A 23,757-nucleotide genomic window follows, 5' to 3' on the forward strand; every position below is an offset into this window, starting at 1 on the left:
TCGTACGAAAGCACGTCATGTACGATCTCTCCCATGAGTCACGGCCGCCACGCACAGATCCTGGAGCGCCTGCGGACGACCGACCGGGTCGAGGTACGCGAGCTCGCGGATGCGCTGGCGACGTCCGAGGTGACCATCCGCCGCGACCTCGACGAGCTGGCGTCCGCCGGTGTCCTGCGGCGCGTCCGCGGCGGCGCGGTCAGCACCCTGATGCGCAGCGACGAACTCCCGTTCGGCGTCCGAGAAGGCGAAGCCGCGGACGCGAAGCAACGCATCGGCGCTGCCGCGACGGAGCTGCTGCGCGACGGTGAGTCCGTCATCGTGGACAGCGGTACGACCGGAGTCGCAGCCGCTCGCGCACTCGTCGCCCGTCGGCTCACGGTGATGCCGATGTCGCTGCATGCGGTCGGCATCCTGTCCGGCTCTGCGTCGATCACGCTGCTGCTCGCGGGCGGCGAGGTACGCCCGGGCGAGATGTCCGTCGTCGGTCCGCTCGCCGAGCGGGGCATCGCGGCCTTCCGCTTCGATACTGCCCTACTGACCTGTTGCGGATTCTCCACCGAGTCCGGGGCCACGGCGCCAGACATCCGTGACGCATCCGTCAAGCGCGCGGCCATCGAGTCCTCCGCTCGTACCATCGCCCTCGTCGACGGCACGAAGTTCACCCGCACCACACTGCACGTGATCTGCGAGGCGACCGACGTCGACATCGTCGTCACCGACACGACCGCCCCCGGTGCGGAGGTCGAGCGCCTCCGCGCCGCGGGCGTCGAGGTCCACTGTGTCTGAGCCCCGCGCCCAAGCCGCGCAGGCGATCGGCAGGCTGCCACGCGTCGCCGTGACCGCGACCTTCGCGGTGCACGCCTTGCTGTTCGCCTCCTGGACGGCGCACATCCCACAGGTGAAGTCCGACCTCGGCCTCACCGATGCCTCCCTCGGCACGGCACTGCTCGGTGCCCCGGTCGGCTCGATCCTCGCGACGATCGGCGTCGGCTGGCTCCTACCGCGCCTCGGCAGCGCGACCGTCGTCCGCGCCACGTTGGTCGGCTACACCCTCGCCGGCATGACGGTCGGGATGGCAGGCTCGGGGCTCACCCTGTTCGCTGCGCTGCTGCTGTGGGGCGCGTTCCAGGGCTCGCTCGACGTGGCGATGAACACCCAGGGCGTGACCGTCGAGCGTACGATCGGCCGCCCGATCATGGCCGGACTGCACGGCGCCTGGAGCATCGGCGGTTTCGTGGGCGCAGGCATCGGTACGGTCGGCGTCTCCGTCGGGATCGCACTCACCCCTCAGCTCGCGGTCGAAGGTCTCGTCGTCCTGGCGGTCGTCGGCACCCTGACGATGCGGATGCTCCCCGACCCCGAATCCCCCGACGAGCCTCGTGGCGACCGGAAGCGTCGTACGTTCACCCCGACCGTGCTCGTACTCGGTGCCGTCGCGTTCGCCTGCATGATCGGCGAGGGTGCCGCCGCCGACTGGTCGGCCGTCTACCTGCACGACGTGATCGACGCGTCCCCGACGTACGCCGGTCTCGGATTCGCGGTGTTCTCCCTCGCGATGCTTACCCTCAGGCTGGCGGGCAACCGGCTGATGCTGCGGTTCGCACCGCGCGACCTGCTGCCGACGTGTGCCGGCGTCGCGACTATCGGCATGCTGGTCGCGCTGCTCGTCGACAATCAGTACGTCGCGCTACTCGGCTTCGGCACCCTGGGCGTCGGCCTCGCACTGGTCGTGCCGACGGCGTTCAGCGCGGCCGGCAAGCTCGGCGGCGACTCGGCGGGATCCTCGATCGCCACCGTCGCCGCCATCGGCTGGACCGGCTTCATGTGCGGCCCCCCACTGATCGGCCATCTCGCGAACGCCGTGGGCCTGTCCGGCGCCCTGTTGCTCCTGCCCGTTCTGACCGCGGCGATCGCCATCGCCATCCGGTCCAGCAGCGCGTTCGACGGGGGCGTCGACACCCGCTGAGCCCGCCGACCAGGTCGGGACATTTGTCCCTGCTCGAACGCCCGGCGGGCACCTAACGTCGTGCCTCGACGCCGGAACGGCCGGCAAACGATCACGGAGGAATCCCATGACGATCTACCAACCCGCCACCGAGTCGACCTGCTCCTGCGCCGAGGTACGGTCCCGCGGCCCGCGCTGGTGGACGGTGCTCGCCGCCCAGGTGGCCGCGGTCGCCGTCTACACGGTCGCGGTCCCGATCGCCGGCGTCGACCTGTCCGCGCGTACGGGTGATTCGACGACGACGGTCGATCTGGGCCTGGTCCTGACCGCGACCCTGGTCGTCGGCCTCGCGGCGATCGGATGGCTGCTCGCGCTACGCCACTTGTCGCGGCGGCCCGAACGCGCATGGGCGATCACCGCGGGCGCGGTCCTCGTACTGTCCCTCGCAGGACCCGCTGGTGCGACGGGCCTCGCCGCCGGGATTACGCTCGCGTGCATGCACCTCGCCGTCGCCGGCGCGCTCGCCGTCGGCTGCCTACCGTGGCAACGTGGCCGGCATGGATGAGTGTCGCCGCGGCCCGAACCTGCGCTGGGCAACCCGTGGACAGCCGCTCGTCGGGATCGCGATCTGGAGCCCGATCGTGCTGCTCGGCGCCGCCCAGCACGCGTACGAGAGTGACGCTGGTTTGGCGACCTGGGCCGGGCTCGTCACGATCGCGGCGGCCAACATCGCCGCACTCGTCGCAGGTATGCGTCGCCGCCGCGCGACCGTGCTCTTCCTCGTGCAGGCGGCGGCGACGATCGCCGTCACGGTCGGCGATGCGAGCGACTGGTACACGCTGTACTGCCTGCAAGCGATCGCCGCCAGCGCGGCGCTTGCCGCGCGCTGGGTGCCGGTCGCCGTCCTCGCGACCACCGCGGCCTGGGCGGCGGTCGACTCGTACGCCGACTCACCCTGGTCCGAGCTGTGGGTGACGACCCTCTGTCTCGCCCTGGCGGGTTTCGGCACGTTCGTCTTCTGCCAGCTGTTCGCGACCATCGCGGAGCTGAACGCGACCCGCGACGCGTTGGCACGCACCGCCGTCTCCGCCGAGCGTGACCGGTTCTCGCGCGATCTGCACGACGTGCTCGGCCACACCCTGTCCCTGATGGTGGTCAAGGCGCAGGCAGTACGCCGGCTGCTGCCCGACCAGGCCGAAGCGGCGGCCGAACACGCTGCCGACATCGAGTCGATCGGCCGGCAGGCGCTCGACGACGTACGCGAGACCGTCCGGGGATACCGCGAGACGACCTTCGAGACCGAGGTCGCGCGAGCCAGAGACGCCTTGCACACCAGCGAGATCGAGCTCGCGGTCGATGCCACCGGCCTGCCCGTCGCAACCGGCCAGGACGCGCTGCTCGGCTGGGCAGTACGCGAGGCGACGACCAACGTGCTGCGGCACTCCGACGGGAACCGCTGCACCGTCGAGCTGCGCCGCGTCAGTGACCGCATCGAGCTACGCATCGGCGACAACGGCACGTCCGCCGCGGCATCGACGAACGGCGGCAGCGGTCTCGCCGGACTGCACGACCGGTTCGCCGAGGCGGGCGGTGACCTTGCGGCCAGCCCCGGCCCGAACGGCTTCACCGTGTCGGCAACGCTGCCCGCGACGACCAGGATGCACGCATGATCCGGGCACTGATCGCCGAAGACCAGGCAATGATGCGCGGCGCGCTCGCGTTGCTGCTCGACATGGAGCACGACATCTCGGTGGTCGCGCAGGTCGGCCGCGGCGACGAGGTCGTCGCCGGCGTACGGGAGCACCGGCCCGACATCGCCCTCCTCGACATCGAGATGCCCGGCATCAGCGGCATCGATGCGGCGGCGGCACTGCATACCGAGGCGCCCGAGTGCGCGGTCATGATCGTGACGACGTTCGCCCGAGCCGGATACCTCCGCCGCGCCCTCGACGCAGGCGCACGCGGGTTCGTGGTCAAGGACGACCCGGTCGAGGACCTCGCGCAGGCCGTCCGCAAGGTGGTCGCCGGCTCGACGGTGATCGACCCTGGGCTCGCGGAAGAGGCCCGGCTCGCGCCGGCGAACCCGCTCACCGATGGCGAGCGCCGGGTGCTCGCGGCAGCAGCCGACGGCTCGCCGGTCAACGACCTCGCCGCGCGTCTGCACCTCTCGGATCGCACCGTGCGCAACTACCTGTCGGCCGCGATCGGGAAGACCGGCAGCCGCACCCGAGCCGAGGCGGCCATCCATGCACGTGATCAGGGCTGGCTGTAGCGGCTCGTCGGCACGGCATGCGCCGCCCGGCCGCGATAGCCGTACGTGGTCTCGGCCGTGAACAACGAGTTGAGCAAGGCCTCCTCGACAGCATCCATCGTGCCCTCGAAGATCTCGTTGAGCGCCGAGTCGGCAGGCGGCGCGCCGTGCGAGCCGAACGCGATCGCGTAGTCGCCACTGGAGTTCGAGTAGCGCGCACCGACGCGTGCCATCGCGTACACGGCGCGGCGTGCGACCCGCTGTAGCTGCCGCGCATCGAGCGGTGCGTCTGTCGCGACGACGATCATGCAGGAGTTGCCGTCCGGCTCGGGTGGCGTGGTCGCCAGCAGCTCCTGGGCAGGCATCCGGACACCGGCAGCGGTGAGGGTGCCGCCGAAGTTGGACTGCACCAACGCGCCGACCGTACGCGTTTCGCCGGCCACGTCGACCACGCGCGAAGCGGTGCCGATACCGCCCTTGTATCCGAGGGCGACCGTGCCCGTGCCGGCGCCGACGCATCCCTCGACGACCTCGCGGCCGGCCGACTCGATCGCCGCGACCACGTGCTCCTCGCGAATCGGGCGCGATCGGATGTCCGAGAGGAACCCGTCGTTCGTCTCCCCGACGACCGGGTTGAGGGTGATGGTGTCGTGATGCTCGGGCAGGTTCAGCATGTACGTCACCAGCGCGTCGGCGACCCGGTACGCCGAGAGTGTGCTCGTCAGCAGGATCGGTGTCTCGATCGCACCCATCTCGTCGATCTGGGTCGCACCGATGAGCTTCCCGTGCCCGTTGCCGACCGCGAGGCCGGCGGGCAGCGTCGTCCGCCACGTGGTGAGCGCTTCCGGCACGACCGCAGTGACCCCGCTGCGTACGTCATCGGCGACCACGGTGGTGTGACCGACCAACACGCCCTCGACATCGGTGATCGCATTGCGCGGGCCTGTATCGAAGCGGCCGATGGTGATGCCCAGATCGGTTGCTCGCATGGGCAGAACGGTAGCCCGTAGGGCGTACGCCGTTCACTCCGCCGAGGGATTCATGCCCGTTACGGCGCTGCAAGCCTCGTTGCATGACCATCGTCGTGCCCGAGTCGGCCAGCCCCTCACGTACCCGCGTCGCACTGTGCGTCGCCGCGGTCATCGCGTGCATCCCGTACGCCGTTCTGAAGATCGCCTGGATCGCCGGCTCCGATCTCGGCACCGAGGACGCCGAAGCCGCCGAGCTGATGCACGAGACGTCGACCGTCATCGCCAACGTGATGACACTCGGACTCGAGCTCGGCGCGGTCGCGATCGTTGCCGGGCTGACGTTCGTCCGCCGCATTCCGCCGTTCCTGCTGGTCGGTCCGATCTGGGTCGGCACCGGGTTGCTCGCGCCGGTCGCCGTCGGGCTACCGATCGGGCTCGTCGCGCAAGGGATCGCCGGTGGTGCGCCCGCACCCGACGACGGCGGTCTGCACGGCTGGGTGTTCGCGCTCGTCTACGGCGGGTTCATCATCCAGACACCGCTGCTGGTCGGGGCGTTCGCCTTGCACGTCACGCATCGCTGGCCATGGGTGTTCCGGCTGCGAGGCCGCGACATCACGCCCGGGTCGACGTACGCCTTGCAGCTGCTGATGGCCCGCACAGCCCTCGTCGTCACGGCGCTGCTTGCCGTCGTCAGCATCCTCTGGGCGATCGACGCCGAGGCGTTCGCCGGGCCGTCGGGGTTCGAGACCGTTGCGCAGCGTACGTTCGTCCTGACCGGAGGCGTGCTGCCGCTCGCGGGGGCGCTCGGGGCACACGCGCTCGTACGACGGCGCCGCGAAGGCCCGCTGCTCCGGCCGCTGGCGGCGACCTGGGTCGGTTCGGCCACGGCATTCGCGACGGTCGCGCTTCCGTCGGCGGGCCAGACCGGGTTCGAGTCGTTCGTCAGCGCGGTGAGTGGCATGACCGGCGTCGCCCTCGCCATCACCGGTCTGCTCGTACTCATCGACGCCCAGAGGCGCTAATCCTTGCGGTTGTCGACGATGCGGCGCATCTTGCCGACCGAGCGCTCGACCGTCTCGGGGTCGACGACATCGACCTCCACGCTGACGCCGATCTCGTTCTTGATCAACGTGCGCAGGTCTGCGCCGACCACCGTTGCCGCGTCGAGCGGCGCCTCCGCCCGCCGCTCTACCAGCACCGTCATCGAGTCCATCCGGCCCGCACGTGTCAACACACATTGGAAATGCGGTGACAGCTGCTCGGTACGCAGGATCAGCTCCTCGATCTGCGTCGGGAAGAGATTCACCCCGCGCAGGATGATCATGTCGTCGGTACGTCCCGTGATCTTCTCCATCCGGCGCATCGTGCGCGCCGTGCCGGGTAACAGGCGAGTGAGGTCGCGCGTACGGTAGCGGACGACCGGCATCGCCTGCTTGGTAAGGGATGTGAGCACCAACTCGCCGCGCTCGCCGTCGGGCAGCACCTCGCCGGTGATCGGGTCGAGGATCTCGGGGTAGAAGTGGTCCTCCCAGAGCGTCAGACCGTCCTTGGTCTCGACGCACTCGTTGGCGACGCCCGGGCCCATCACCTCCGACAGTCCGTAGATGTCGACGGCGTGCATGTCGAGCTGGGACTCGGTCTCGCGGCGCATCTCGTCGGTCCACGGCTCGGCGCCGAAGATGCCGACCTTGAGCGAGGTGGCATGCGGATCGACGCCCTGGCGGCGCATCTCGTCGACGATGTTGAGCATGTACGACGGCGTCACCATGATGATGTCCGGCTCGAAGTCGACGATCAGCTTCACCTGCCGCTCCGTCATGCCGCCGGAGACGGGGACGACCGTGCAGCCGAGCTTCTCGGCGCCGTAGTGCGCACCGAGCCCTCCGGTGAAGAGTCCATAGCCGTACGCGACATGCACGATGTCGCCGGGACGGCCGCCCGAGGCTCGGATACTGCGTGCCATCAGGTGCGCCCAGGTGTCGATGTCCTCCGCGGTGTAGCCGACGACGGTCGGCTTGCCGGTCGTACCCGACGACGCGTGCACGCGGGACACCTGCTCCCGCGGCACCGCGAACATGCCGAACGGGTAGTTCTCCCGCAGCTCGGCCTTACCGGTGAGCGGGAATCGCGCCAGGTCGGACAGGTCCTTGCAGTCGTCCGGGTGCACACCGAGCTCGTCGAACGCCCGCCGATAGTGCGGCACGTTCTCGTACGCGTGACGCAACGACCAGCCGAGCCGCTCGAGCTGCAGCGAGCGCAGCTCGTCGATCGACGCGGTCTCGATCGGCTCCAGGTCTCCAGGCTTCGGGCTCAGGTCCTGCACAGGCACTCCTCGGTCGTCCGGCGTACGCAAATGGTACGGCGGCACACGTCGTACGCTGGCCCGATGACTGACGTTGCCTCGATCGAGATGAACGACGGACGCACGATCCCCGCGATCGGCTTCGGTACGTGGCCGCTGAAGGGCGACGAGGGCTCGACGGCGGTACGCACTGCGATCGACTCGGGCTACCGGATGATCGACACGGCGGCGCGCTACGAGAACGAGGACGCGGTCGGCCGCGCGATCGCGGCGAGCGATGTGCCGCGCGAGCAGCTGTTCGTGACGACGAAGCTCCGCGGCGACGAGCACGGCTACGACTCGGCGCTGCGGGCTTGCGAGGAGTCGCTGAAGCGGCTCGGTCTCGACTACGTCGATCTCTATCTCATTCACTGGCCGCTGCCCCGGGTCGGTGCGTACGTCGCGTCCTGGCGGGCGTTCGTCGCGCTGCGCGAGCGCGGTCTCGTCCGGTCGATCGGGGTCTCGAACTTCACCGGCGCTCACATCGACCGGCTGATCGCCGAGACCGACGTCGTACCCGCGGTGAACCAGATCGAGCTCCATCCGCTGTTCCCGCAGGCGGCCCAGCGGTCGTACGACAGCGGCAAGGGCGTCGTGACGCAGAGCTGGAGCCCGCTCGGACGTGGTTCCGACCTGCTCGGCTCGCCCGTCGTCGCGAAGATCGCGGACGCACACGAGGCGACGCCCGGACAGGTCGTCCTCGCCTGGCATCTCGCCGTCGGCGCGGTTCCGATCCCGAAGTCGGCGGATCCCGAGCGGATGCGGCAGAATCTCGCAGCGGTCGACCTCTCGCTGACGACCGACGACCTCGAGGCGATCGCCGAGCTCGACCGCGACGGGCGGATCGGCGGCGACCCCGACACCCACGAGGAGTTCTGACCACGCCGACGAGAGAATTCCGGCCCTCTGAGGAGAGGATCCGGGCCCGCCCCGAGGCCGGAACTCTCTCGTCACGGGGCCGGAACTCTCTCGCGAGCGGGCCGGGATCCTCTCCTCACCGTGTGTGGGTTGTCTGAAGCGGGCCGACTGCGGCACAATCGTACGTAGACAAACCGACCGAACGATCGGTTTGGCGCGAAGGAGAGGACGCCATGACCGTCGCCGAGGCGGAGCTCGAGACCGGTTTCCACGAGACGATCGAGCACGAACAGCGCATCGAGCCGCGCGACTGGATGCCCGACGGCTACCGCAAGACGCTGGTCCGCCAGATCGCCCAGCATGCGCACTCCGAGATCATCGGGATGCAGCCCGAGGGCAACTGGCTCACCCGCGCGCCGTCGCTGCGTCGCAAGGCGATCCTGCTGGCGAAGGTTCAGGACGAAGCCGGCCACGGCCTCTACCTCTACTCCGCGGCCGAGACGCTCGGCGCCGACCGTGCCGACCTCACCGACAAGCTGATCACCGGCCGCCAGAAGTACTCCTCGATCTTCAACTACCCCACGCCGACGTTCGCCGACGTCGGCGTGATCGGCTGGCTCGTCGACGGTGCGGCGATCTGCAACCAGGTGCCACTGTGCCGCAGCTCGTACGGCCCGTACGCACGCGCGATGATCCGGATCTGCAAGGAGGAGTCGTTCCATCAGCGGCAGGGGTACGAGCTGCTGATGTGCATGATGCGTGGCACCGACGAGCAGCGAGCGATGGTGCAGGAGTCGGTCGACCGCTGGTGGTGGCCGTCACTGATGATGTTCGGGCCACCCGACGACGACTCCCCCAACACCGCCCAGTCGATGGCGTGGGGCATCAAGCGACATACCAACGACGAGCTTCGGCAGCGGTTCGTCGACATGACGGTGCCCCAGGCCGATGCGCTCGGCGTGACGTTCCCCGACCCCGGCCTCGCCTGGAACGCCGAACGCAAGTCGTACGACTTCGGCGAACCCGACTGGTCGGAGCTGAAGGCGGTCATCACCGGTCACGGCCCGTGCAACGCGCAGCGCATCGAGCAGCGGAAGCAGGCGCACGACGACGGCGCCTGGGTACGCGAAGCCGCGACAGCCTTTGCGCACAAGCAGAAGGAGACCGCATGACCGACGCCAACTGGCCCCTGTACGAGGTGTTCGTACGCGGCAAGCGCGGCCTCAACCACGTCCATGTGGGTTCGGTGCACGCCGCCGACGACGAGATGGCATTGCGTCACGCCCGCGACGTGTTCACCCGCCGCAACGAGGGTTCGAGCATCTGGGTCGTACGCGCCGACGCGATCGCGGCGTCGAGCCCGAGCGAGAAGGACCCGTACTTCGCGCCCGCCGCCGACAAGGTCTACCGCCACCCGACGTTCTACGACATCCCCGAGAACGTCCCCCACATGTGAGGCTGCGATGACCGATCCCTCAACGCACACTGACAATGCGTACGAGTCGCTCGCCGAGGCCGACGACGACGCACGCTGGGCGTACGGCACCGGCTTCGACGACCCGCTCGCGGGCGTCGACACCTCGCTGCCCGCCGGCGTCGACGGCACTGCGCTCGCGGCGTACTGCCTGATGCTCGCCGACGACGCACTGATCATGTCGCAGCGGCTGGCCGAGTGGAGTACGAACGCGCCCGAGCTCGAGGAGGAGGTCGCGCTCGCCAACATCGGGCTCGATCTGCTCGGGCAGGCCCGCCTGCTCCTTGCCCGCGCCGCGGCGGCCGACGCCCCCTGCGTACCGGCACTACCCGACGGCTCGCCCGTGCCTGCAGAGGACGCCCTGACGTACTTCCGCGACGAGCGCGAGTTCCGCAACGTACGACTGGTCGAGGCCGCGAACGGCGACTTCGCCGCCTCGACCGCACGGCTGTTCTGCTTCTCCGCTTGGCGTCTGGGCATCCTGCAGCGCCTCCGCGAGTCGTCGGACCCGGTGCTGGCGGCGGTCGCGGCCAAGGGAGTCAAGGAGCTCACGTACCACCGTGACTATGCCGCGCGCTGGTTGGTCACGCTCGCACAGGGCACCGACGAGTCACGCCGCCGGATGGTCGATGGCCTTGCACGAAGCTGGCCGTACGTCGGCGAGCTCTTCGACACCCACCCGGTGGAGTCGTCACTCGCAGGCACTGCAGTCGATCCCACCGACGTACGCGCAGAGTTCGACGACGCGCTCGCTACGGTGCTCGGTGCCGCGGCCCTCGAACGCCCGGATGCCCCGTTCGCTCAGTCGGTCGGCGGCAAGGCCGGCCGCGACGGCGTCCATACCGAGACGATGGGTCACCTGCTCGCGGAGATGCAGAGCGTTGCCCGCGCTCATCCGATGGGGACGTGGTAGCAGTGCCGACGAATACCCTTACCCCGTTGGAATCCGCGCGTTCGGTTGCCGCGCAGGTTCCCGATCCCGAGCTGCCGATGGTCACCATCGATGACCTCGGCATCCTCCGCGATGTCTCGTACGACGGCGCGACCCTCGTCGTCACGATCACGCCGACGTACTCCGGTTGCCCGGCGATCGGCGCGATCCGTGCCGACATCGACGCGGCACTTCGCGGTGCGGGCTTCGACGACGTCGACGTACGCACCGCGCTGCATCCGGCATGGACGACCGACTGGGTCTCCGCCGAGGGCCGCCGCAAGCTCCATGAGCACGGCATCTCACCGCCGACGCACGGAGCGACTGCGACAACCGGGCCAGTGCCGCTGACGCTGTCGCTGCCGACGCGGTTGCTGACCTGCCCGCGCTGCGGGTCGTCCGACACGCGGGAGACCTCGCACTTCGGCTCGACGGCATGCAAGTCGCTGCACCGCTGCCGCAGCTGCGGCGAGCCGTTCGAGCACGTCAAGGAGCTCTGATGTCACTCACCGACGCCCCGCCGCGCCGCAAACGCAGGCGCCTCGAGTTCCACGACCTGCGGGTCGCGGACATCGAGCGACTCTGCGATGACGCCGTCGCGGTGACGTTCGACGTGCCACCCGAGCTGGCCGACGCGTACGACTTCGCACCGGGCCAGTACCTCACGCTCTGCCGCACGGTCGACGGGCAGAAGGAGCGCCGTTCGTACTCGATCTGTGCCTCGGCGGGATCCCGGCCGCGCGTCGGCGTACGCGAGGTGCCGGACGGGATGTTCTCGCAGTGGCTGGTGCATGAGGTGCGCGCCGGCGACGTGATCGAGGTGGGGACGCCGCTCGGTTCGTTCACGGCCGAGCCGAGCTCCGGCGGGCGGCACGTCCTGATCGCGGCGGGCTCCGGCATCACGCCGGTGCTGTCGGTCGCATCGTCGCTGCTCGCACAGTCCGATGCCCACGTCACCCTGCTGTACGGCAACCGCCGCACCAATACGGTGATGTTCGCCGAGGAGCTCGGAGACCTGAAGGACGCGCATGGTTCGCGGCTCGAGCTGATGCACGTGCTCTCGCGCGAGCCGCGCGAGGTGGAGCTGTTCTCCGGTCGCCTCGACGGCGAGCGGGTCGCCGCGCTGCTCGACGCACTGGTCCCGGTCGATGCCGTCGACGGCTTCTGGCTGTGCGGGCCGTACGCCATGGTCCTCGACGTACGCGAGGTGCTCGCCGCTCGGGGTGTTGGCAAGGACCGTATCCACCAGGAGCTGTTCTTCGCCGGCGAGGCCCCGCCCGCTCCCGTACAGCATGAGGAGCCGCGATCGGACGAGCCGACGAGCGCAGTGACTGTGCGACTCGACGGGCGCTCGTCGACGCTCGCCTTGCCGCGCTCGCAGCCGGTGCTCGACTCCGCCCAGCGTCAGCGCTCGGATCTGCCGTTCGCTTGCAAGGGCGGCGTCTGCGGTACGTGTCGAGCACAGGTGACCGACGGCGAGGTCGATATGCGCCGCAACTACGCCCTCGAGGACGACGAGGTCGATGCGGGATTCGTACTGACCTGCCAGTCGTACCCGGTCAGCGACGAGGTCACGGTCGACTACGACGCCTGACCGCTCCTCGAGATTCGGGCCGTTACGGACCGTTTCGACGCGAGCTTCGGGCCGTTCGGGCCCAGATCTGGGCGCGGCGAAACTAGGCGCCCCCGCCCGCGCTCTTGCGCCGGAACATCGGTGTCTGGGTCGGCTCGGACGCCCCGTGGGACTTCTCCGACCCGTCGTGCTCGGCGCCTTCGGCGGTGGCGTGATGGTGCTCGTTCTTCTTGTCGAGCGCCTCGCGGAACTTCGCCTTGATGTCTTCCTGTGGCGCGGGTTGGTCGTTCACGACAGGTCCCCTCTCTGCGACGGCTCCAGCTGCTCGTCGACTTCCCGTCGACCCTCTCACCATGGCACGAATTCCCCGCGGGGGCCATGCAAATTCGTTCGCGCGACTCCACCGCGGACACGTACGGTCTGCGCATGGTTCCGAACGAGTGGCGCGAGCACCGACGTAACGAGGACGACGAGCTCATCGGGTACGTCGCCGGTTGCGACGGCGAGTACGCCGCGTACACGCTGTTCGGCTATCCGCTCGCCGAGGGCGTCGACGAGTTCGACGCCGAGGCTGCGATCGAGGCGGCCGGGCTCCGCTACCTCGCGGAGCGTTGGCTGCTCACGATCGACGGGCGCGATGAGCCGATCGCCGTCGAGATCGTCGAGGCCGGGCCGGCGACGGTCACGGTCAAGAACGTCGATCTCGGGTACGAGGCCGACTGGGGTACGCCGTTCCGGCTCGACGTACCGGTCAGCCCGGACCGGCTGCGTCCCGTGCTCCGGCTCAGCGGCCGACCGTGAGCCTCGTCGCCTCCGGGTCGAGGCCCAAGATGATCTCCTCTACCCGGGCTTGCTGGTCACGGAGGTAGCACACCTCGAAGTTGCCGGCGGGTACGGCTCGAGAGCCGATCTGCGCGACGAATCCCTGCCCCCGAAGCTCGGCGAGGATCGCTCGGCTCGAGCTGGATTCGCTGGGCGCCCACGCCGCGTACGCCGGGGTCTCAGGACGTACGCGTGAGCGCCAGTTGGACGGGACAGTGCTGGTCATGTCGCCTCCGAAGGCCGGCCACGACACACCTCGATGGCGCGACGTCTGACCGGGATGTCCTCAACTGTACGCCGACCTGGCCGGCCCGCGGCCCTCGAGGAACTCCACGACGAGCGGGCTCGCGACGGCGCGGAACTCCTCGAAGTACGCGTGGCGCGCGCCGTCGATGAGCTCCGCACGTGCGTCGGCGATGCGGCCGGCGATGAGGGTGGCATTGGCAGCGGGGCTCAGCTTGTCGTCGGTGCCGTGCACGACCAAGGTCGGCGCGGCGATGTCGGGCAGGAGGTCCCAGGAGTCGTGGCGGCGGCTCGCCTTGAGGTGTCCGCTGCGCGCGTGCGGTGTCATGCCTGGATCGCCGACGGTGTAGTGCGGGCCCGGATGCGTCGCGAGCCAGCCCGGCGTGTACATCAGCTCGAGTAGTGCCCGCCGTGCCGCGTCCCGATCGGGCTGGGTGAGCGACCGGATGACGGCACCGTTGCGTTCGAAGCCGTGTCGGCCACCCGGCGACGTACAGCCGAGAACGAGCCGGTCAACCCGATCGGGATGCCCGGCCGCGAGCCACTGTGCGACGCGACCGCCCATCGACGTGCCGTACAGGTGCGTACGCGCGATGCCGAGGTCATCGAGCACGGCCAACGCGTCGTCGGCGAAGCGGGTGGTGGAGTACGAGTCGTCGGCGGGCTTGTCGCTGGCACCCGTGCCTCGCCAGTCGACCGCAATCGTACGAAACCGCGCGTCGAAGTCGGCGCGTACCGAGTCCCACCAGCGATGGTCGTTGGACTGCCCGGCGAGCAGCAACAGCGAGCGCTCGCCATCGCCGCGTACGTCGTAGTGGATCGCAGCCCCATCGGACGCTCGCGCAGTTGCCACGACGCGAGGCTATCCGGCCGTCCGGGCAGCGGTCTCGCTGGTGTAGTGGACATTAGTGTGTGACACACAGTATCGTGTGCGACATGGGCTACGAGGACCTGATCGCGAGCCAGAGCCAGGAGCTGCGGCGCGGCACTGTCATGCTCGCGTGCCTCGCACTGCTCGATGCGCCGTCGTACGGGTACGCGCTGCTGGAGACGCTGGACAATGCCGGCATCGCCGTTGACGGCAACACGTTGTACCCGTTGCTTCGTCGCCTGGAGAAGCAGGGCCTGCTGAGCAGCGAGTGGAACACCGACGAGTCCCGGCCACGCAAGTTCTACCGGACGAGCGCCGAGGGCGCGCGCGTACGTACGCGGCTGACCGAGGAGTGGAGCGAACTCGCCGCTTCCATGGCCCGGCTGACCAAGGAGGACCGATGACCACCGAGACACTCACCGATCGTTACGTCGACGCGGTGGTCCGCCGGATTCCGGCCGACCAGCGCGATGACGTCGCCGCGGAGCTGCACACCACGATCGCGGACACCATCGATGCCCGAGACGACGACCACGAGACCGCCGAGCGAACGGTGATCACCGAGCTCGGCGACCCGATCCGGCTCGCGGCCCGCTACACCGGCCGGCCGCTCGCGCTGATCGGCCCGGCGCTCTATCCCACGTACGTCAGGGTCCTGACGCTGCTGCTGTCGACCGTGCTCCCGCTCGTGACCGCGGTCTCGGTGATCGTAGAGATCGTCGACCACAACGACGCGGGCTCGGCGGTGGAAGCGGGACTCGACACGATCATCACGGTCGGCGCCCAGATGATCGCCTGGCTGACCGTCGTGTTCGCCGTGATGGATCGCCTCCAAGTACGTGGCCGCCTCCCCGACATCTGGACGCCGGACCGACTTCCGCGCGTGCGCCGGTCCGATCGCGCCAGCACCGGCGCCTGCGCCTCGGCCGCCTGGAACGCTTCGCTGCTGGTGCTGATCCTCTGGCAGTACTCGGCCGAGCCGTATCACGACGGCGACACTCGCCTCACGATCCTCGACCCGGAACTCTGGTCGGGCTGGATCTGGCCGATCCTGGCGGGGTTCGCAGCGATCGTCGTCCTCGAGATCATCCGGATCCGGCGCAGAGCCTGGTCCGTCCCGCTGGTCGCCTGGTACGCCGCCGCGCAGGCCGCCGTCGCGCTGCCGCTCGCCTGGCTGTTCTACGACCAGCGGCTGCTCAACCCCGAGTTCGTCGCGGCCGTCGGCGACGACCAGGTGGCGCCCGACTCGTGGTGGTCCGCGGCGGCGGTGATCGTGCTGATCATCGGCGCCGTCGAGATCGCCAAGCGCTTCCGCGAGGCGCGGCGCTAGCGCCGCCTACAGCTCACCCGGCTCGTACGACGTCGTCTCACCATCGCGCGTCAGGACGAACCGATCGACCTGGTCCGGCGGTGCGAGCACCGCGTACAGAGTGCCCCGCCAGTCGTCGCCGCGGATCTGGTCGGCCTCGATCGTGGTGCCGTCCTTCAGCTCGGCGGTCAGCGTGTCTGGGGCGGTCGAGTAGTACACGACGAAGGCGAAGTCCTTGCGCGGCCCCGAGTAGTCGTTCGGCACGAAGTTGAAGCCATCGTCGAGCGGGCGGTCATGCCGGGCGAGCCCGAAGTAGCTCGAGTATTCGGCGAACTTGGGGGCACGGTAGGAGTCCTGGTAGTCGGCGACCAGGACGCCCGACTCGGTCTCGTACGCGTAGTAGGTCCGATGGTCGATGACGCCGAACCTGTTGTAGTACGGCCGATCGTCGACCGCGACGATCGAACTCGTCGGTTTCGGCTCCCCGCCGGTCGGCTCGAGCGGTGTCGGCATCTCACGGCCGTGTGGCCCGAGCTCGAGGAGTCCGGGCACCGGGACGTACGTGCCCTGTGGGCCGGTACAGCGCTCGAGTCGATCGACGAACCAGCCGCCGTCGTCCTTACGGACCTCGAGCTTCGCGCTCATCGTGCCGTCATCCGGCCCGAGCCGCAGGGTGCCGGTCTCGCCGTGCTGCTCGAACAACGACCGCTCGATACCCATGTGGTGCAGCGCCGGAAGCGCAACGTTGATCGGATCGCCCTCCGCGCCGTTCGTGCTCGTGGTGTGCGCGCAGCTGAACTCCTTGTCGACGGGCCCACCACTGGTGACCGGACGCTGGATCGGTCGCCCCTGACCGGCCGGTGACATCGAAGCACCCGGTCCGACGAGCTCGTCGTCCAGCCACAGCCCACCGGCGGCGATGCCCACGACCGCCGCCGCCGTCGCCGCGATCAGCACCGCCCGGTGACGACCTCGCGGCTTCACCGGCGACTCGATGCGTTCCAGCGTCGCGGCGTACAACGCGTCGACGTCGACGTTCCGTCGCTCGGCGGTCTCTCGCAGTTCCGTGCGCAGACGATCCTCGGTGTTCATCGCGTTTCTCCCAGTTCGTTCGCAAGGGCATCGAGGCCCCGCGAAAGCAAAGACTTGACGGTGCCGAGGCGTACGCCCATTGCGTCGGCGATCTCGGCGAGGGGCAGATCGAGCCAGTACCGCAGCACGAGCGCCTCGCGCTTACGCGAGGGCAGCGTGTTGATCGCGTCGATCACGGCACTGCGCTCGGCGTACGCGCCGGCGTGCTCGATCGGCGTGGGCAGCTCCACCAGCTGTAGCCGCGCGCGTCTCGCGGTCTGGTTGCGACGATGTCGGCTGCGTACCTCGTTGACGACGATCCGATTCAGGTACGCGACGGCGCGGTCGTCGACTCGGTCACGGGCGGCATACAGACGACAGAATGCCTCCTGCGCCACGTCCTCCGGGTCGTCGGCGCCCAGCAGGGCGGCGAGCCGGACGACCCGCGTCGCATGCCCTTGGAACATGGCGGCGAACTCGGCGTCGTCGCTCACCGGCGAGCTCCTCGTGGCGGCTGTTTCGGTCTTCATGCCCTGACGTACCCGTGACCCGGCCAAAAGGATGCCACGAACCCGCGCAGGATCTCGGTGCGACTTGCCTGCCGAACAATCGCGATATATCGTCAACACATCGCGACAGGTCGGTACGTAGGTGGAGGTAGGCATGAACGGGAGACACGGCCCGTGGGGCGGCCCATGGGGACACGGTCAGTGGGGCGGCGACCCACGGTGGCGGCACGGGGGTCCGCCACCGTGGCTCGCCGGTCTGCTCGGCGGCGGACGCGGCCCCGGTCCGAGCGGACCGAAGGTGCGGCGGGGCGACGTACGCGCGGCCATCCTCGACGTCTTGTCGGCGGAGCCGATGAACGGGTACCAGGTCATCAACCGGATCGCGGAGCGTACCGGCGGTGCCTGGAAGCCGAGCCCGGGATCGGTCTATCCGACCATGCAGCAGCTCGAGGACGAAGGGCTCGTCGAGAGCACCACCGTCAACGGCCGTCGACAGAGCGGCCTCACCGACGAGGGGCGCGCGTACGTCGAGTCGCATCCGGAGGAGCTCGCCGCCACCTGGAGCCCGTTCGACGACGATGCCGAGGAGGCCGACACCCTGTCCGACCTGCGGCCGGCCATCGGTCAGGTGATGGGCGCGCTCTGGCAGGTGGCCACGACCGGAAGCCCCGAACAGCAGGCCGAGGCGGCCACCATCCTGGCGGACACGCGACGCCGGCTGTACGGCCTGCTCGCCGACGGGGATCCGCGGCCATGAGCGGCGAGGAGAGAGCGAGGAACGAGCGGCTCTACGAGCGCGACCAGAGGGCCATGAGCGGCGAGCTCCGCATCGGCGACCAGGAGCGCGAGGCGGCCGTCGCCGCACTCGGCGAGCACTTCGCGGCCGGCCGGATCGACAAGTCCGAGTACGACGAGCGTACGGCCGTCGCCTGGGAGGCCCGGACATCCGGCGCGCTGAAGCCGCTGTTCGCCGACCTACCCGCGCCCGGTCCGACGGGCGCCGCGGAACCCGAACGCGCACCGCGCGCGGCACCCGCGTACGAGGCCCGCGGGCCCTGGACCGGCTGGTATCGCGTCGCCGGCATTCTCGTGGTCGGGCTGGCAATCGCCCTCGCGATCGCCACGCGGATCCCGTGGTTCGTGGTCATCATCGCCGCGTGGATCGTCTGGATGAAGGGGCACCGGTTCAAGTGGCACCGCAACCGCCACCACCAGTGGCACCGCTACGCCGGTTGGCGATGACCGTCGGACACGACGGGCGGGCGTCGTACAGCCCGCCCGCCCGTCGTGTCCGTCACTCCCCGCCGACTCCCGCGCCGTTGAACATGAACATGTCCACGTCAACGCCGCCCGTCGAGGTCACGTAGAGCTTGTCGCTACCCGTGGGCGGATCGGTCAGCTCGGTGTCCACCGTCTGCCAACCGTCGCCGGCCGGGACGTCGACGGTTGCGAACGGCTCCGCGTCCGAGGCACCCCAGCGCAACGACAGCGTGCCCTCGCCCGATGCCGTCGTACTGACGCTGTCGATTCCGGACAGGCTCACGGGGTCGTACGCGATCCAGTCGGACGCGCCGAACGACGTGAGCTTGCGTAGACCGGAGGCGTCCTGGTCGTCGCTGATCGTCACACCCTCGAGCTCATCGGCGTGCTCGCCCTCCTGGTGCTTCGGGTTCAAGATGATCTGCGTCTCGCCCGTCGCACCCGGCACGCCGTTGGCGCCGTTGTCGGTGTACGTCACCCCGATCACTCCGAACACGTTCTCGGTCTCGCCGTGCCCGCCGTCCATGGCCAGCGGGATGTCACCGGAGCAACCCGAGCCTTGGGTGATCGGATGCGCGTGCTGGTTGTGGCCGAGCGCCGTCGTCCATTGCACCCGGTCGCACTCCGGAGAGTCGCCGTCCTCGGGATCGGTCACCTTGACCTGGTACGCGATGCTGTCGCCCCAGTCGAAGAACCCTCCGTTCGCCGGCGTGTCCAGCGTGACGGTCGGCGCGGTGTTGCCGACCGTGATCTGCTCCGAGGTGATCGAGAACGCGCCGTCGGGATCACTCACCCGAACCCGCGCATCGACCTGACCGTTCTTCTCGTACGTGTGGTTCGTCTTCGCACCGGTGCCGTCGAACGTGCCGTCGCCGTCGAAGTCCCACTCGTACTTGAGGTCGGCACCTTCGGGATCGGTCGATGCCGAGGCGTCGAAGGCGACCTCCAGCGGCGCTGCGCCACCCGAGGTCGGGTCGGCCGTGACGCGCGCGATGGGACGCTTGTTCCCCGTCACGTAGTCGATGCGGTACAGGCCGGCGTCCGGGTTCTCGGTGAAGAAGCCGTCACCGTAGTCGAGTACGTACAACGACCCGTCCGGGCCGAACTCCAGATCCATCGGGTTGTCGTTGATCGGCTGGCCGTTCGTACTCAGCGCCGAGTTCGGGAGCAGGCTCTCGATCCTCGTCACCGGCCCCTCCGCCTTCTTGGTCGTGAACGCCGCCAGGTAGTCCTGGGAGAACTCTCCGAAGAACCACTTTCCGTCCCAGTACTTCGGGAACGCGGTCTTCGGGTCCTTCTTGCTGTAGTGGTAACGCGGTCCCGCCATCGGCGCCTGACCCTCGCCCCCCAGCTCGGTCAGCTTCGGCCACGGCTGGTCGTCCTTGTCGTCGCCGTACCACAGGTCCGCCGGCACAGACGGGGGCAGCTTTCTCAACCCGTCGTTCCAGCGCGAGTCGTTGACCGGCGCCGCACAGTTGAACTTCTTGCCGGGCTTGTCGGTCTTGAAGTCGTAGTCGAAGTAGGGATGTGAGTTGTCGCCCGTGCAGTACGGCCAACCGGAGTTCATCGCCTTGGTGGTGACGTTCCACTCGACGTACCCCATCGGGCCCCGCTTGGCCTTGGCCGCGCCCGCGTCGGGCCCGTAGTCGCCCCACGAGACGGCACCGGTCGCCTTGTCGACCGTCATCCGGTACGGGTTGCGCAGACCCATCACGTAGATCTCCGGACGGGTCTTCTTTTTGTTCTTCGGGAACAAGTTGCCCTTCGGGATCGTGTACGACCCGTTCTTCTGCACGTGGATCCGCAGGATCTTGCCACGCAGGTCGTTGCTGTTGCCCGACCCGCGGCGCTCGTCGTCGCCCGGGTTGTGTCGCGGGCTGTCGTCGATCGGGGTGTACCCGTCGGCGCCGGCCGGCGTGTTCCCACCGGTCGACAGGTAGAGGTTGCCCTTGGCGTCGAAGTCGACGTCACCGGCGACGTGGCAGCACTGGCCGCGGTTCGTCTCCACCTTGATGATCCGCTGCTCGGTGGACAGCTTCAGCTTGTCCGTCTTCGGGTTCCACTTGAACCGGGACAGCTGGTCGTACCCCTTCCAACGCTTCCAGTACGCGTCGGTCTTGCCGTCCGGGAGAGTGGTCGGTGCGCTGCCGGTCGGCGTCGTCTTCGGGTACTTGCCCGTCATGCGCTTCGGCGAGTAGTACACGTACACCCAGTGGTTCTTCTTGAACTCGGGCGCGAGAGTGACCGTCTGCAACCCCATCTCCGAGTTGTTGTAGACGTCGAGGTCGTTCACGATCTTCGTCAGACCGGTGTCGGGATCGGTGAGGCGGAGCTCACCGCTGCGCGCAGTGTGCAGCACCCGGCTGTCCGGCAGCACGGCCAGGTCGATCGGTTCGCCGACGTGCTTGGTCAGCGTGACCTTCTCGTAGTTGTCCCAGTTCTTCGCGGCCGGCGGCTTCGCGGCTTCGTCGGCCGCGTTCGTCGCGTTCGTTGCCGGGCCGCCCGTCAGGAACGCCGTCGTCATCGCCGCAGCGACGCCGAGCGCGGCGATCAGTGTGCGGGGTCGGGTACGTCCGATTCGGCTCATTCGTTGTCTGCTCCAGACTCTCGACTCAGTCGCGCCACTTGGCGATGTTGCGGTAGCTCAGCTCGGCGAACCGGAACGACTGGCTCGGGTCCTCGTCGCCTCCCCCGGCGTTGTCCTGCTCGTAGTTGGGGTGATGGAACCCCTGCTGCTCGATGACGTCCAACAGCCGCTTGAGCGGAACGTCACCGGTGCCCGCCGGCACCATGTCGTAGCCGTCGTCGCTCTCCGGGTTGGAGGCTCCGTCCTTGACGTGGAAGAGCGGGAAGCGGTGCGGCTGCGCCTGGACCACGTCGATCGGGTCGAAGATGCTGCGCCGGCTCACGCCGTCCGGATCGGTGTAGTCGACCCAGCGGAACTGCGCGACGTACGCCCAGAAGATGTCCATCTCGAAGTGCACGTAGTCCGGATCGGCGAGGTCGAAGAAGTACTCCAGCTTGCGGATCCCGGACGATCGCGTCGGGCGGCCCTGGTCATCCTGGGGCCCGCTGTCGAGCAGGAAGCCGTACGCGTCGTGGTGATTGTGCGTGTACAGCTTGATGCCGCGCGCAGCCGCCCGCTCACCCCAGAAGTTCCACACATCGGCGGCCTTGTCCCAGTCCTCCTTGTAGCTCGACGAGGTCGGGTCGCCGCCGGTGCCCATGTGTGCGAGCCCGAGGGTCTCCGCAGTGTCGAGGTCCTGCTCGAACTGCGCGATCGTCTCCGCGTTTATCTCGCCGGGAACCGAACCGTGGTTGCCGTTGGCCACCAGCCCGTTGTCGTCCAGCAGGCGCCGGAGCTGCCTCGGCGTGATCGGACCGTTCTCACCCTGGTCGTAGCCGGCGAACTCGACCTCGCGGTACCCGATCCGCGACAGCGTCTCGAACACCCCGCGGAACCCGCCGCGAAGCGGCCGACCGGTGTCGGGGTCCTGCTCGGCCCTATCCTTGCGCGAGATCGCGTCTCGCACCGTGTACAAGATGATGCCGCGGCGTTTCGGGGCGACGGTCAGGTCTCGACGGCCCTTTCCGCCGTGCTTGTCGGCGGCCTGCGCCGAGGCGGTGAGCGTACCCATCGCGGGCAACGCCGCCGCTCCGGCGGCACCGGTCCCGAGGAACCGACGACGACTCAACCGGGATCGCCTGCCACCTTCGACCCTGTCGTGCTGTTGCTCACCCATGACGCCTCCCTGCACCGTGTGGGCCGAAGCCCGGCGGACGGCCCGCGGACACGGGCCGAGGACGTCGCCCGGTGGCGACGCCACCCCGAGGACTTCCGCCAGACACCCGGCTGAAGTCGATCGTGACGTTACTCACTTCCGCTTCAATAGGGAAGTATCCTGACCGAAATGAGCTCACTTTTGTATGTTGAGCGACGCATCTAGATAAGAGCCCGACGCCATACCGAGTACCGACCCCGGCCGTGTGCCCCCGGTGGGACTCGAACCCACACTGAAACGGTTTTAAGCCGTCCGCCTCTGCCGATTGGGCTACGGGGGCAGGCGCCTGCGCACGGGCGTGGCTACGCCGGCATCCTCAGGACAGTAGCCCAGACCCGCCGTGCGCCTGTGGTCGCACCGCCAGCGCCTGGTACACCGAAACCCGCCCGCGCTCGAACCCGACCGACGCAAGCGCGAGCGACAGCCGCCACACCCGTGCCTGTTGCTCGCCGACCGCGGCGCGTACTCGCTCCCACTCCCGGTCGAGGTTCTCGGCCCAGGCGTGGAACGTCGGCGGGTAGTCCTCGCGCATGCTGTGTACGGACCGCAGCTCGAGACCGGCGTCTTCCCACGCACCGAGGGTCTGGCTGAGTGGGATCAACGGTGTGGCCGGATGCACGTACGACCGCATGAACGACGCCGCGTCGTCCGGAACGGCGCGAGCGAGCGCCATCTGCTGCTGGAGCAGGCGGCCGCCGGAGCCGAGGAGCTGCCGCACCGCCGGTGCGTACTCGGGCGACTGGTCCTGCGACTCGATGTCGGCGATCGCGTCGTACGGACCGTCGTCGATGTCGACCGGACCGCCGAGACGGACCTCGATCCGGTCGTCGAGCCCGGCGGCCGACACTTCGGCACGTACGACGTCGGCGCGTTCGGCCGACCGCACCACCCCGACGCCGCGGACGTCGTGGTGCCGGGCCGCGTGCAGCAGCAGACCGCCCCAGCCGCACCCGATGTCGAGCAGCCGAGCACCCGGACGCAGCTCCAGTGACCTGCAGACGCGGTCGAGCTTCGCGTACTGCGCCTCGTCGAGCGTCGACGCCTCGGCCCACCAGGCGCAGGAATAGGTCAGACTCTCGCCGAGCAGCGAACGGATCAGCTCGGCGTCGTGGGTCATCCCCACGACCGCGCGCCCCTCCGTGCTCTGGTCGCGACCGGGCACGAACTCCTCGAAAGGAGCCCTCGGCGGCGGGCCCACAGCACCGAGGAGGACCGCGGTACGTAGCACCTCGCGCCGGTCGACGGCGTCGAACGACTCCTTGGCCCGCGCGAGGGCGCCGAACTCGGCGAGTTGGCGCATCGCCTCGGTGAGGTCGCCGTCGATGTCGAGCTCACCCGCGACGTACGCCCTGGCCAGCCCGAGCTCGCCCGGCGACCAGAGCAGCCGTCGGATCGCCTTGCGGGAGCGCACCCGTAGGACCGGACCCTCCGACGCGCCGGCCCGCGATCCGTCCCAGCCGACGATCGCGAGCGGCGGCGAGACCGAGAAGATCCGAACCAGCAAGCCGTACAGGCGATCGGCGACTCCGGTGCGCTCGGTCAT

The 23,757-nt window shown here is 69.1% G+C and carries 27 protein-coding genes and 1 tRNA gene; 17 read left to right on the plus strand and 11 right to left on the minus strand.

Features of this window, described 5'->3' with window-relative positions:
- The first annotated feature begins 33 nt into the window (after positions 1–33).
- The 5 genes from L0C25_RS05230 (at position 34) to L0C25_RS05250 (ending at position 4,220) form a co-directional block, all read left to right on the plus strand.
- Complete coding sequence (locus tag L0C25_RS05230) at positions 34–789, plus strand: DeoR/GlpR family DNA-binding transcription regulator (RefSeq protein ID WP_271635377.1); 756 nt, start codon at positions 34–36, stop codon at positions 787–789.
- A complete protein-coding gene (locus tag L0C25_RS05235) occupies positions 782–1,969 on the plus strand; it encodes an MFS transporter (RefSeq protein ID WP_271635378.1) in 1,188 nt (395 codons plus the stop codon). The genes L0C25_RS05230 and L0C25_RS05235 overlap by 8 nt, the downstream gene beginning before the upstream one ends.
- Before the next feature lie 106 nt (positions 1,970–2,075).
- Positions 2,076–2,513 (plus strand): DUF6069 family protein, encoded by a 438-nt coding sequence (locus L0C25_RS05240; protein WP_271635379.1) that lies wholly within the window; start codon positions 2,076–2,078, stop codon positions 2,511–2,513.
- Complete coding sequence (locus L0C25_RS05245) at positions 2,506–3,618, plus strand: sensor histidine kinase (RefSeq protein WP_271636796.1); 1,113 nt, start codon at positions 2,506–2,508, stop codon at positions 3,616–3,618. The genes L0C25_RS05240 and L0C25_RS05245 overlap by 8 nt, the downstream gene beginning before the upstream one ends.
- Entirely contained in the window at positions 3,615–4,220 is a 606-nt protein-coding gene (locus L0C25_RS05250; RefSeq protein WP_271635380.1) for a response regulator transcription factor, read from the plus strand. Before L0C25_RS05245 ends, L0C25_RS05250 begins: the two co-directional genes overlap by 4 nt.
- Here the strand turns inward: L0C25_RS05250 and L0C25_RS05255 are convergent.
- Positions 4,205–5,188 carry a P1 family peptidase gene (locus L0C25_RS05255; protein WP_271635381.1) on the minus strand — a complete coding sequence of 328 codons (984 nt, stop codon included), beginning with the start codon at positions 5,186–5,188 and terminating at the stop codon, positions 4,205–4,207. The two genes, L0C25_RS05250 and L0C25_RS05255, sit on opposite strands and share 16 nt — an antisense overlap.
- Positions 5,189–5,271: 83 nt before the next feature.
- On the opposite strand from L0C25_RS05255, the gene L0C25_RS05260 reads away from it, so the two are divergent.
- A complete protein-coding gene (locus L0C25_RS05260; protein WP_271635382.1) occupies positions 5,272–6,192 on the plus strand; it encodes a hypothetical protein in 921 nt (306 codons plus the stop codon).
- Here L0C25_RS05260 and paaK read toward each other — a convergent pair.
- Positions 6,189–7,493, minus strand: a complete 1,305-nt coding sequence (gene paaK / locus L0C25_RS05265) for a phenylacetate--CoA ligase PaaK (RefSeq protein ID WP_271635383.1) — start codon at positions 7,491–7,493, stop codon at positions 6,189–6,191. The two genes, L0C25_RS05260 and paaK, sit on opposite strands and share 4 nt — an antisense overlap.
- A gap of 63 nt (positions 7,494–7,556) precedes the next feature.
- Between paaK and L0C25_RS05270 the strand changes: the two genes are divergently transcribed.
- The 6 genes from L0C25_RS05270 (at position 7,557) to paaE (ending at position 12,368) form a co-directional block, all read left to right on the plus strand.
- Complete coding sequence (locus L0C25_RS05270; protein ID WP_271635384.1) at positions 7,557–8,390, plus strand: aldo/keto reductase; 834 nt, start codon at positions 7,557–7,559, stop codon at positions 8,388–8,390.
- 212 nt (positions 8,391–8,602) lie between these two features.
- Positions 8,603–9,541, plus strand: a complete 939-nt coding sequence (gene paaA / locus L0C25_RS05275) for a 1,2-phenylacetyl-CoA epoxidase subunit PaaA (protein ID WP_271635385.1) — start codon at positions 8,603–8,605, stop codon at positions 9,539–9,541.
- A complete protein-coding gene (gene paaB, locus L0C25_RS05280) occupies positions 9,538–9,825 on the plus strand; it encodes a 1,2-phenylacetyl-CoA epoxidase subunit PaaB (RefSeq protein WP_271635386.1) in 288 nt (95 codons plus the stop codon). Before paaA ends, paaB begins: the two co-directional genes overlap by 4 nt.
- 7 nt (positions 9,826–9,832) lie before the next feature.
- Entirely contained in the window at positions 9,833–10,756 is a 924-nt protein-coding gene (gene paaC, locus L0C25_RS05285) for a 1,2-phenylacetyl-CoA epoxidase subunit PaaC (protein ID WP_271635387.1), read from the plus strand.
- Positions 10,757–10,782: 26 nt separating this feature from the next.
- Positions 10,783–11,274, plus strand: coding sequence for a 1,2-phenylacetyl-CoA epoxidase subunit PaaD (gene paaD / locus L0C25_RS05290; RefSeq protein WP_271635388.1), 492 nt, complete (start codon positions 10,783–10,785; stop codon positions 11,272–11,274).
- Positions 11,274–12,368, plus strand: a complete 1,095-nt coding sequence (gene paaE, locus L0C25_RS05295; protein ID WP_271635389.1) for a 1,2-phenylacetyl-CoA epoxidase subunit PaaE — start codon at positions 11,274–11,276, stop codon at positions 12,366–12,368. Before paaD ends, paaE begins: the two co-directional genes overlap by 1 nt.
- Positions 12,369–12,450: 82 nt before the next feature.
- Here the strand turns inward: paaE and L0C25_RS05300 are convergent, their stop codons facing one another.
- Positions 12,451–12,639 carry a DUF5302 domain-containing protein gene (locus L0C25_RS05300; RefSeq protein ID WP_271635390.1) on the minus strand — a complete coding sequence of 63 codons (189 nt, stop codon included), beginning with the start codon at positions 12,637–12,639 and terminating at the stop codon, positions 12,451–12,453.
- A 134-nt stretch (positions 12,640–12,773) separates the two neighbouring features.
- Here L0C25_RS05300 and L0C25_RS05305 point away from each other — a divergent pair, with 134 nt between their 5' ends.
- On the plus strand, positions 12,774–13,148 hold the full coding sequence (locus tag L0C25_RS05305; protein ID WP_271635391.1) for a hypothetical protein: 375 nt from the start codon (positions 12,774–12,776) through the stop codon (positions 13,146–13,148).
- On the opposite strand, the gene L0C25_RS05310 is transcribed toward L0C25_RS05305, so the two are convergent.
- Together L0C25_RS05310 and L0C25_RS05315 are read right to left on the minus strand one after the other, a co-directional pair.
- Entirely contained in the window at positions 13,132–13,395 is a 264-nt protein-coding gene (locus tag L0C25_RS05310) for a hypothetical protein (protein WP_271635392.1), read from the minus strand. The genes L0C25_RS05305 and L0C25_RS05310 overlap by 17 nt on opposite strands.
- 60 nt (positions 13,396–13,455) lie before the next feature.
- A complete protein-coding gene (locus L0C25_RS05315; RefSeq protein ID WP_271635393.1) occupies positions 13,456–14,265 on the minus strand; it encodes an alpha/beta fold hydrolase in 810 nt (269 codons plus the stop codon).
- 83 nt (positions 14,266–14,348) lie between these two features.
- On the opposite strand from L0C25_RS05315, the gene L0C25_RS05320 reads away from it, so the two are divergent.
- Both L0C25_RS05320 and L0C25_RS05325 read left to right on the plus strand, forming a co-directional pair.
- Positions 14,349–14,687, plus strand: coding sequence for a PadR family transcriptional regulator (locus tag L0C25_RS05320; RefSeq protein ID WP_271635394.1), 339 nt, complete (start codon positions 14,349–14,351; stop codon positions 14,685–14,687).
- The gene (locus L0C25_RS05325) at positions 14,684–15,613 is read left to right on the plus strand and encodes an HAAS signaling domain-containing protein (protein ID WP_271635395.1); all 930 of its coding nucleotides are present in this window, start codon (positions 14,684–14,686) and stop codon (positions 15,611–15,613) included. The genes L0C25_RS05320 and L0C25_RS05325 overlap by 4 nt, the downstream gene beginning before the upstream one ends.
- Positions 15,614–15,619: 6 nt before the next feature.
- Here the strand turns inward: L0C25_RS05325 and L0C25_RS05330 are convergent, their stop codons facing one another.
- Together L0C25_RS05330 and L0C25_RS05335 are read right to left on the minus strand one after the other, a co-directional pair.
- Positions 15,620–16,684, minus strand: coding sequence for a hypothetical protein (locus L0C25_RS05330; protein WP_271635396.1), 1,065 nt, complete (start codon positions 16,682–16,684; stop codon positions 15,620–15,622).
- A complete protein-coding gene (locus L0C25_RS05335) occupies positions 16,681–17,157 on the minus strand; it encodes a sigma-70 family RNA polymerase sigma factor (RefSeq protein WP_271635397.1) in 477 nt (158 codons plus the stop codon). Before L0C25_RS05335 ends, L0C25_RS05330 begins: the two co-directional genes overlap by 4 nt.
- Positions 17,158–17,326: 169 nt before the next feature.
- Between L0C25_RS05335 and L0C25_RS05340 the strand changes: the two genes are divergently transcribed.
- Both L0C25_RS05340 and L0C25_RS05345 read left to right on the plus strand, forming a co-directional pair.
- On the plus strand, positions 17,327–17,929 hold the full coding sequence (locus L0C25_RS05340) for a PadR family transcriptional regulator (protein ID WP_271635398.1): 603 nt from the start codon (positions 17,327–17,329) through the stop codon (positions 17,927–17,929).
- On the plus strand, positions 17,926–18,414 hold the full coding sequence (locus L0C25_RS05345) for a DUF1707 domain-containing protein (protein ID WP_271635399.1): 489 nt from the start codon (positions 17,926–17,928) through the stop codon (positions 18,412–18,414). The genes L0C25_RS05340 and L0C25_RS05345 overlap by 4 nt, the downstream gene beginning before the upstream one ends.
- Positions 18,415–18,466: 52 nt before the next feature.
- On the opposite strand, the gene L0C25_RS05350 is transcribed toward L0C25_RS05345, so the two are convergent.
- The 4 genes from L0C25_RS05350 to L0C25_RS05365 form a co-directional block, all read right to left on the minus strand.
- Entirely contained in the window at positions 18,467–21,019 is a 2,553-nt protein-coding gene (locus tag L0C25_RS05350; RefSeq protein WP_271635400.1) for a PQQ-dependent sugar dehydrogenase, read from the minus strand.
- Between the two features lie 25 nt (positions 21,020–21,044).
- Positions 21,045–22,175 carry a sugar phosphate isomerase/epimerase family protein gene (locus tag L0C25_RS05355; RefSeq protein ID WP_271635401.1) on the minus strand — a complete coding sequence of 377 codons (1,131 nt, stop codon included), beginning with the start codon at positions 22,173–22,175 and terminating at the stop codon, positions 21,045–21,047.
- Positions 22,176–22,420: 245 nt separating this feature from the next.
- A tRNA-Leu gene (locus tag L0C25_RS05360) sits at positions 22,421–22,494 on the minus strand.
- A 36-nt stretch (positions 22,495–22,530) separates the two neighbouring features.
- Entirely contained in the window at positions 22,531–23,757 is a 1,227-nt protein-coding gene (locus tag L0C25_RS05365) for a class I SAM-dependent methyltransferase (RefSeq protein ID WP_271635402.1), read from the minus strand.

Source organism: Solicola gregarius (assembly GCF_025790165.1).
Lineage (GTDB): Bacteria > Actinomycetota > Actinomycetes > Propionibacteriales > Nocardioidaceae > Solicola > Solicola gregarius.

Coding starts and splice junctions, on each gene's coding strand:
- L0C25_RS05230 (WP_271635377.1), top strand. CDS start 34: ATGAGTCACGGCCGCCACGCACAGATCCTGGAGCGCCTGCGGACGACC.
- L0C25_RS05240 (WP_271635379.1), top strand. CDS start 2,076: ATGACGATCTACCAACCCGCCACCGAGTCGACCTGCTCCTGCGCCGAG.
- L0C25_RS05245 (WP_271636796.1), top strand. CDS start 2,506: ATGGATGAGTGTCGCCGCGGCCCGAACCTGCGCTGGGCAACCCGTGGA.
- L0C25_RS05250 (WP_271635380.1), top strand. CDS start 3,615: ATGATCCGGGCACTGATCGCCGAAGACCAGGCAATGATGCGCGGCGCG.
- L0C25_RS05255 (WP_271635381.1), bottom strand. CDS start 5,188: ATGCGAGCAACCGATCTGGGCATCACCATCGGCCGCTTCGATACAGGC.
- L0C25_RS05260 (WP_271635382.1), top strand. CDS start 5,272: ATGACCATCGTCGTGCCCGAGTCGGCCAGCCCCTCACGTACCCGCGTC.
- L0C25_RS05270 (WP_271635384.1), top strand. CDS start 7,557: ATGACTGACGTTGCCTCGATCGAGATGAACGACGGACGCACGATCCCC.
- paaA (WP_271635385.1), top strand. CDS start 8,603: ATGACCGTCGCCGAGGCGGAGCTCGAGACCGGTTTCCACGAGACGATC.
- paaB (WP_271635386.1), top strand. CDS start 9,538: ATGACCGACGCCAACTGGCCCCTGTACGAGGTGTTCGTACGCGGCAAG.
- paaC (WP_271635387.1), top strand. CDS start 9,833: ATGACCGATCCCTCAACGCACACTGACAATGCGTACGAGTCGCTCGCC.
- paaE (WP_271635389.1), top strand. CDS start 11,274: ATGTCACTCACCGACGCCCCGCCGCGCCGCAAACGCAGGCGCCTCGAG.
- L0C25_RS05305 (WP_271635391.1), top strand. CDS start 12,774: ATGGTTCCGAACGAGTGGCGCGAGCACCGACGTAACGAGGACGACGAG.
- L0C25_RS05310 (WP_271635392.1), bottom strand. CDS start 13,395: ATGACCAGCACTGTCCCGTCCAACTGGCGCTCACGCGTACGTCCTGAG.
- L0C25_RS05320 (WP_271635394.1), top strand. CDS start 14,349: ATGGGCTACGAGGACCTGATCGCGAGCCAGAGCCAGGAGCTGCGGCGC.
- L0C25_RS05325 (WP_271635395.1), top strand. CDS start 14,684: ATGACCACCGAGACACTCACCGATCGTTACGTCGACGCGGTGGTCCGC.
- L0C25_RS05330 (WP_271635396.1), bottom strand. CDS start 16,684: ATGAACACCGAGGATCGTCTGCGCACGGAACTGCGAGAGACCGCCGAG.
- L0C25_RS05340 (WP_271635398.1), top strand. CDS start 17,327: ATGAACGGGAGACACGGCCCGTGGGGCGGCCCATGGGGACACGGTCAG.
- L0C25_RS05345 (WP_271635399.1), top strand. CDS start 17,926: ATGAGCGGCGAGGAGAGAGCGAGGAACGAGCGGCTCTACGAGCGCGAC.
- L0C25_RS05350 (WP_271635400.1), bottom strand. CDS start 21,019: ATGAGCCGAATCGGACGTACCCGACCCCGCACACTGATCGCCGCGCTC.
- L0C25_RS05355 (WP_271635401.1), bottom strand. CDS start 22,175: ATGGGTGAGCAACAGCACGACAGGGTCGAAGGTGGCAGGCGATCCCGG.
- L0C25_RS05365 (WP_271635402.1), bottom strand. CDS start 23,757: ATGACCGAGCGCACCGGAGTCGCCGATCGCCTGTACGGCTTGCTGGTT.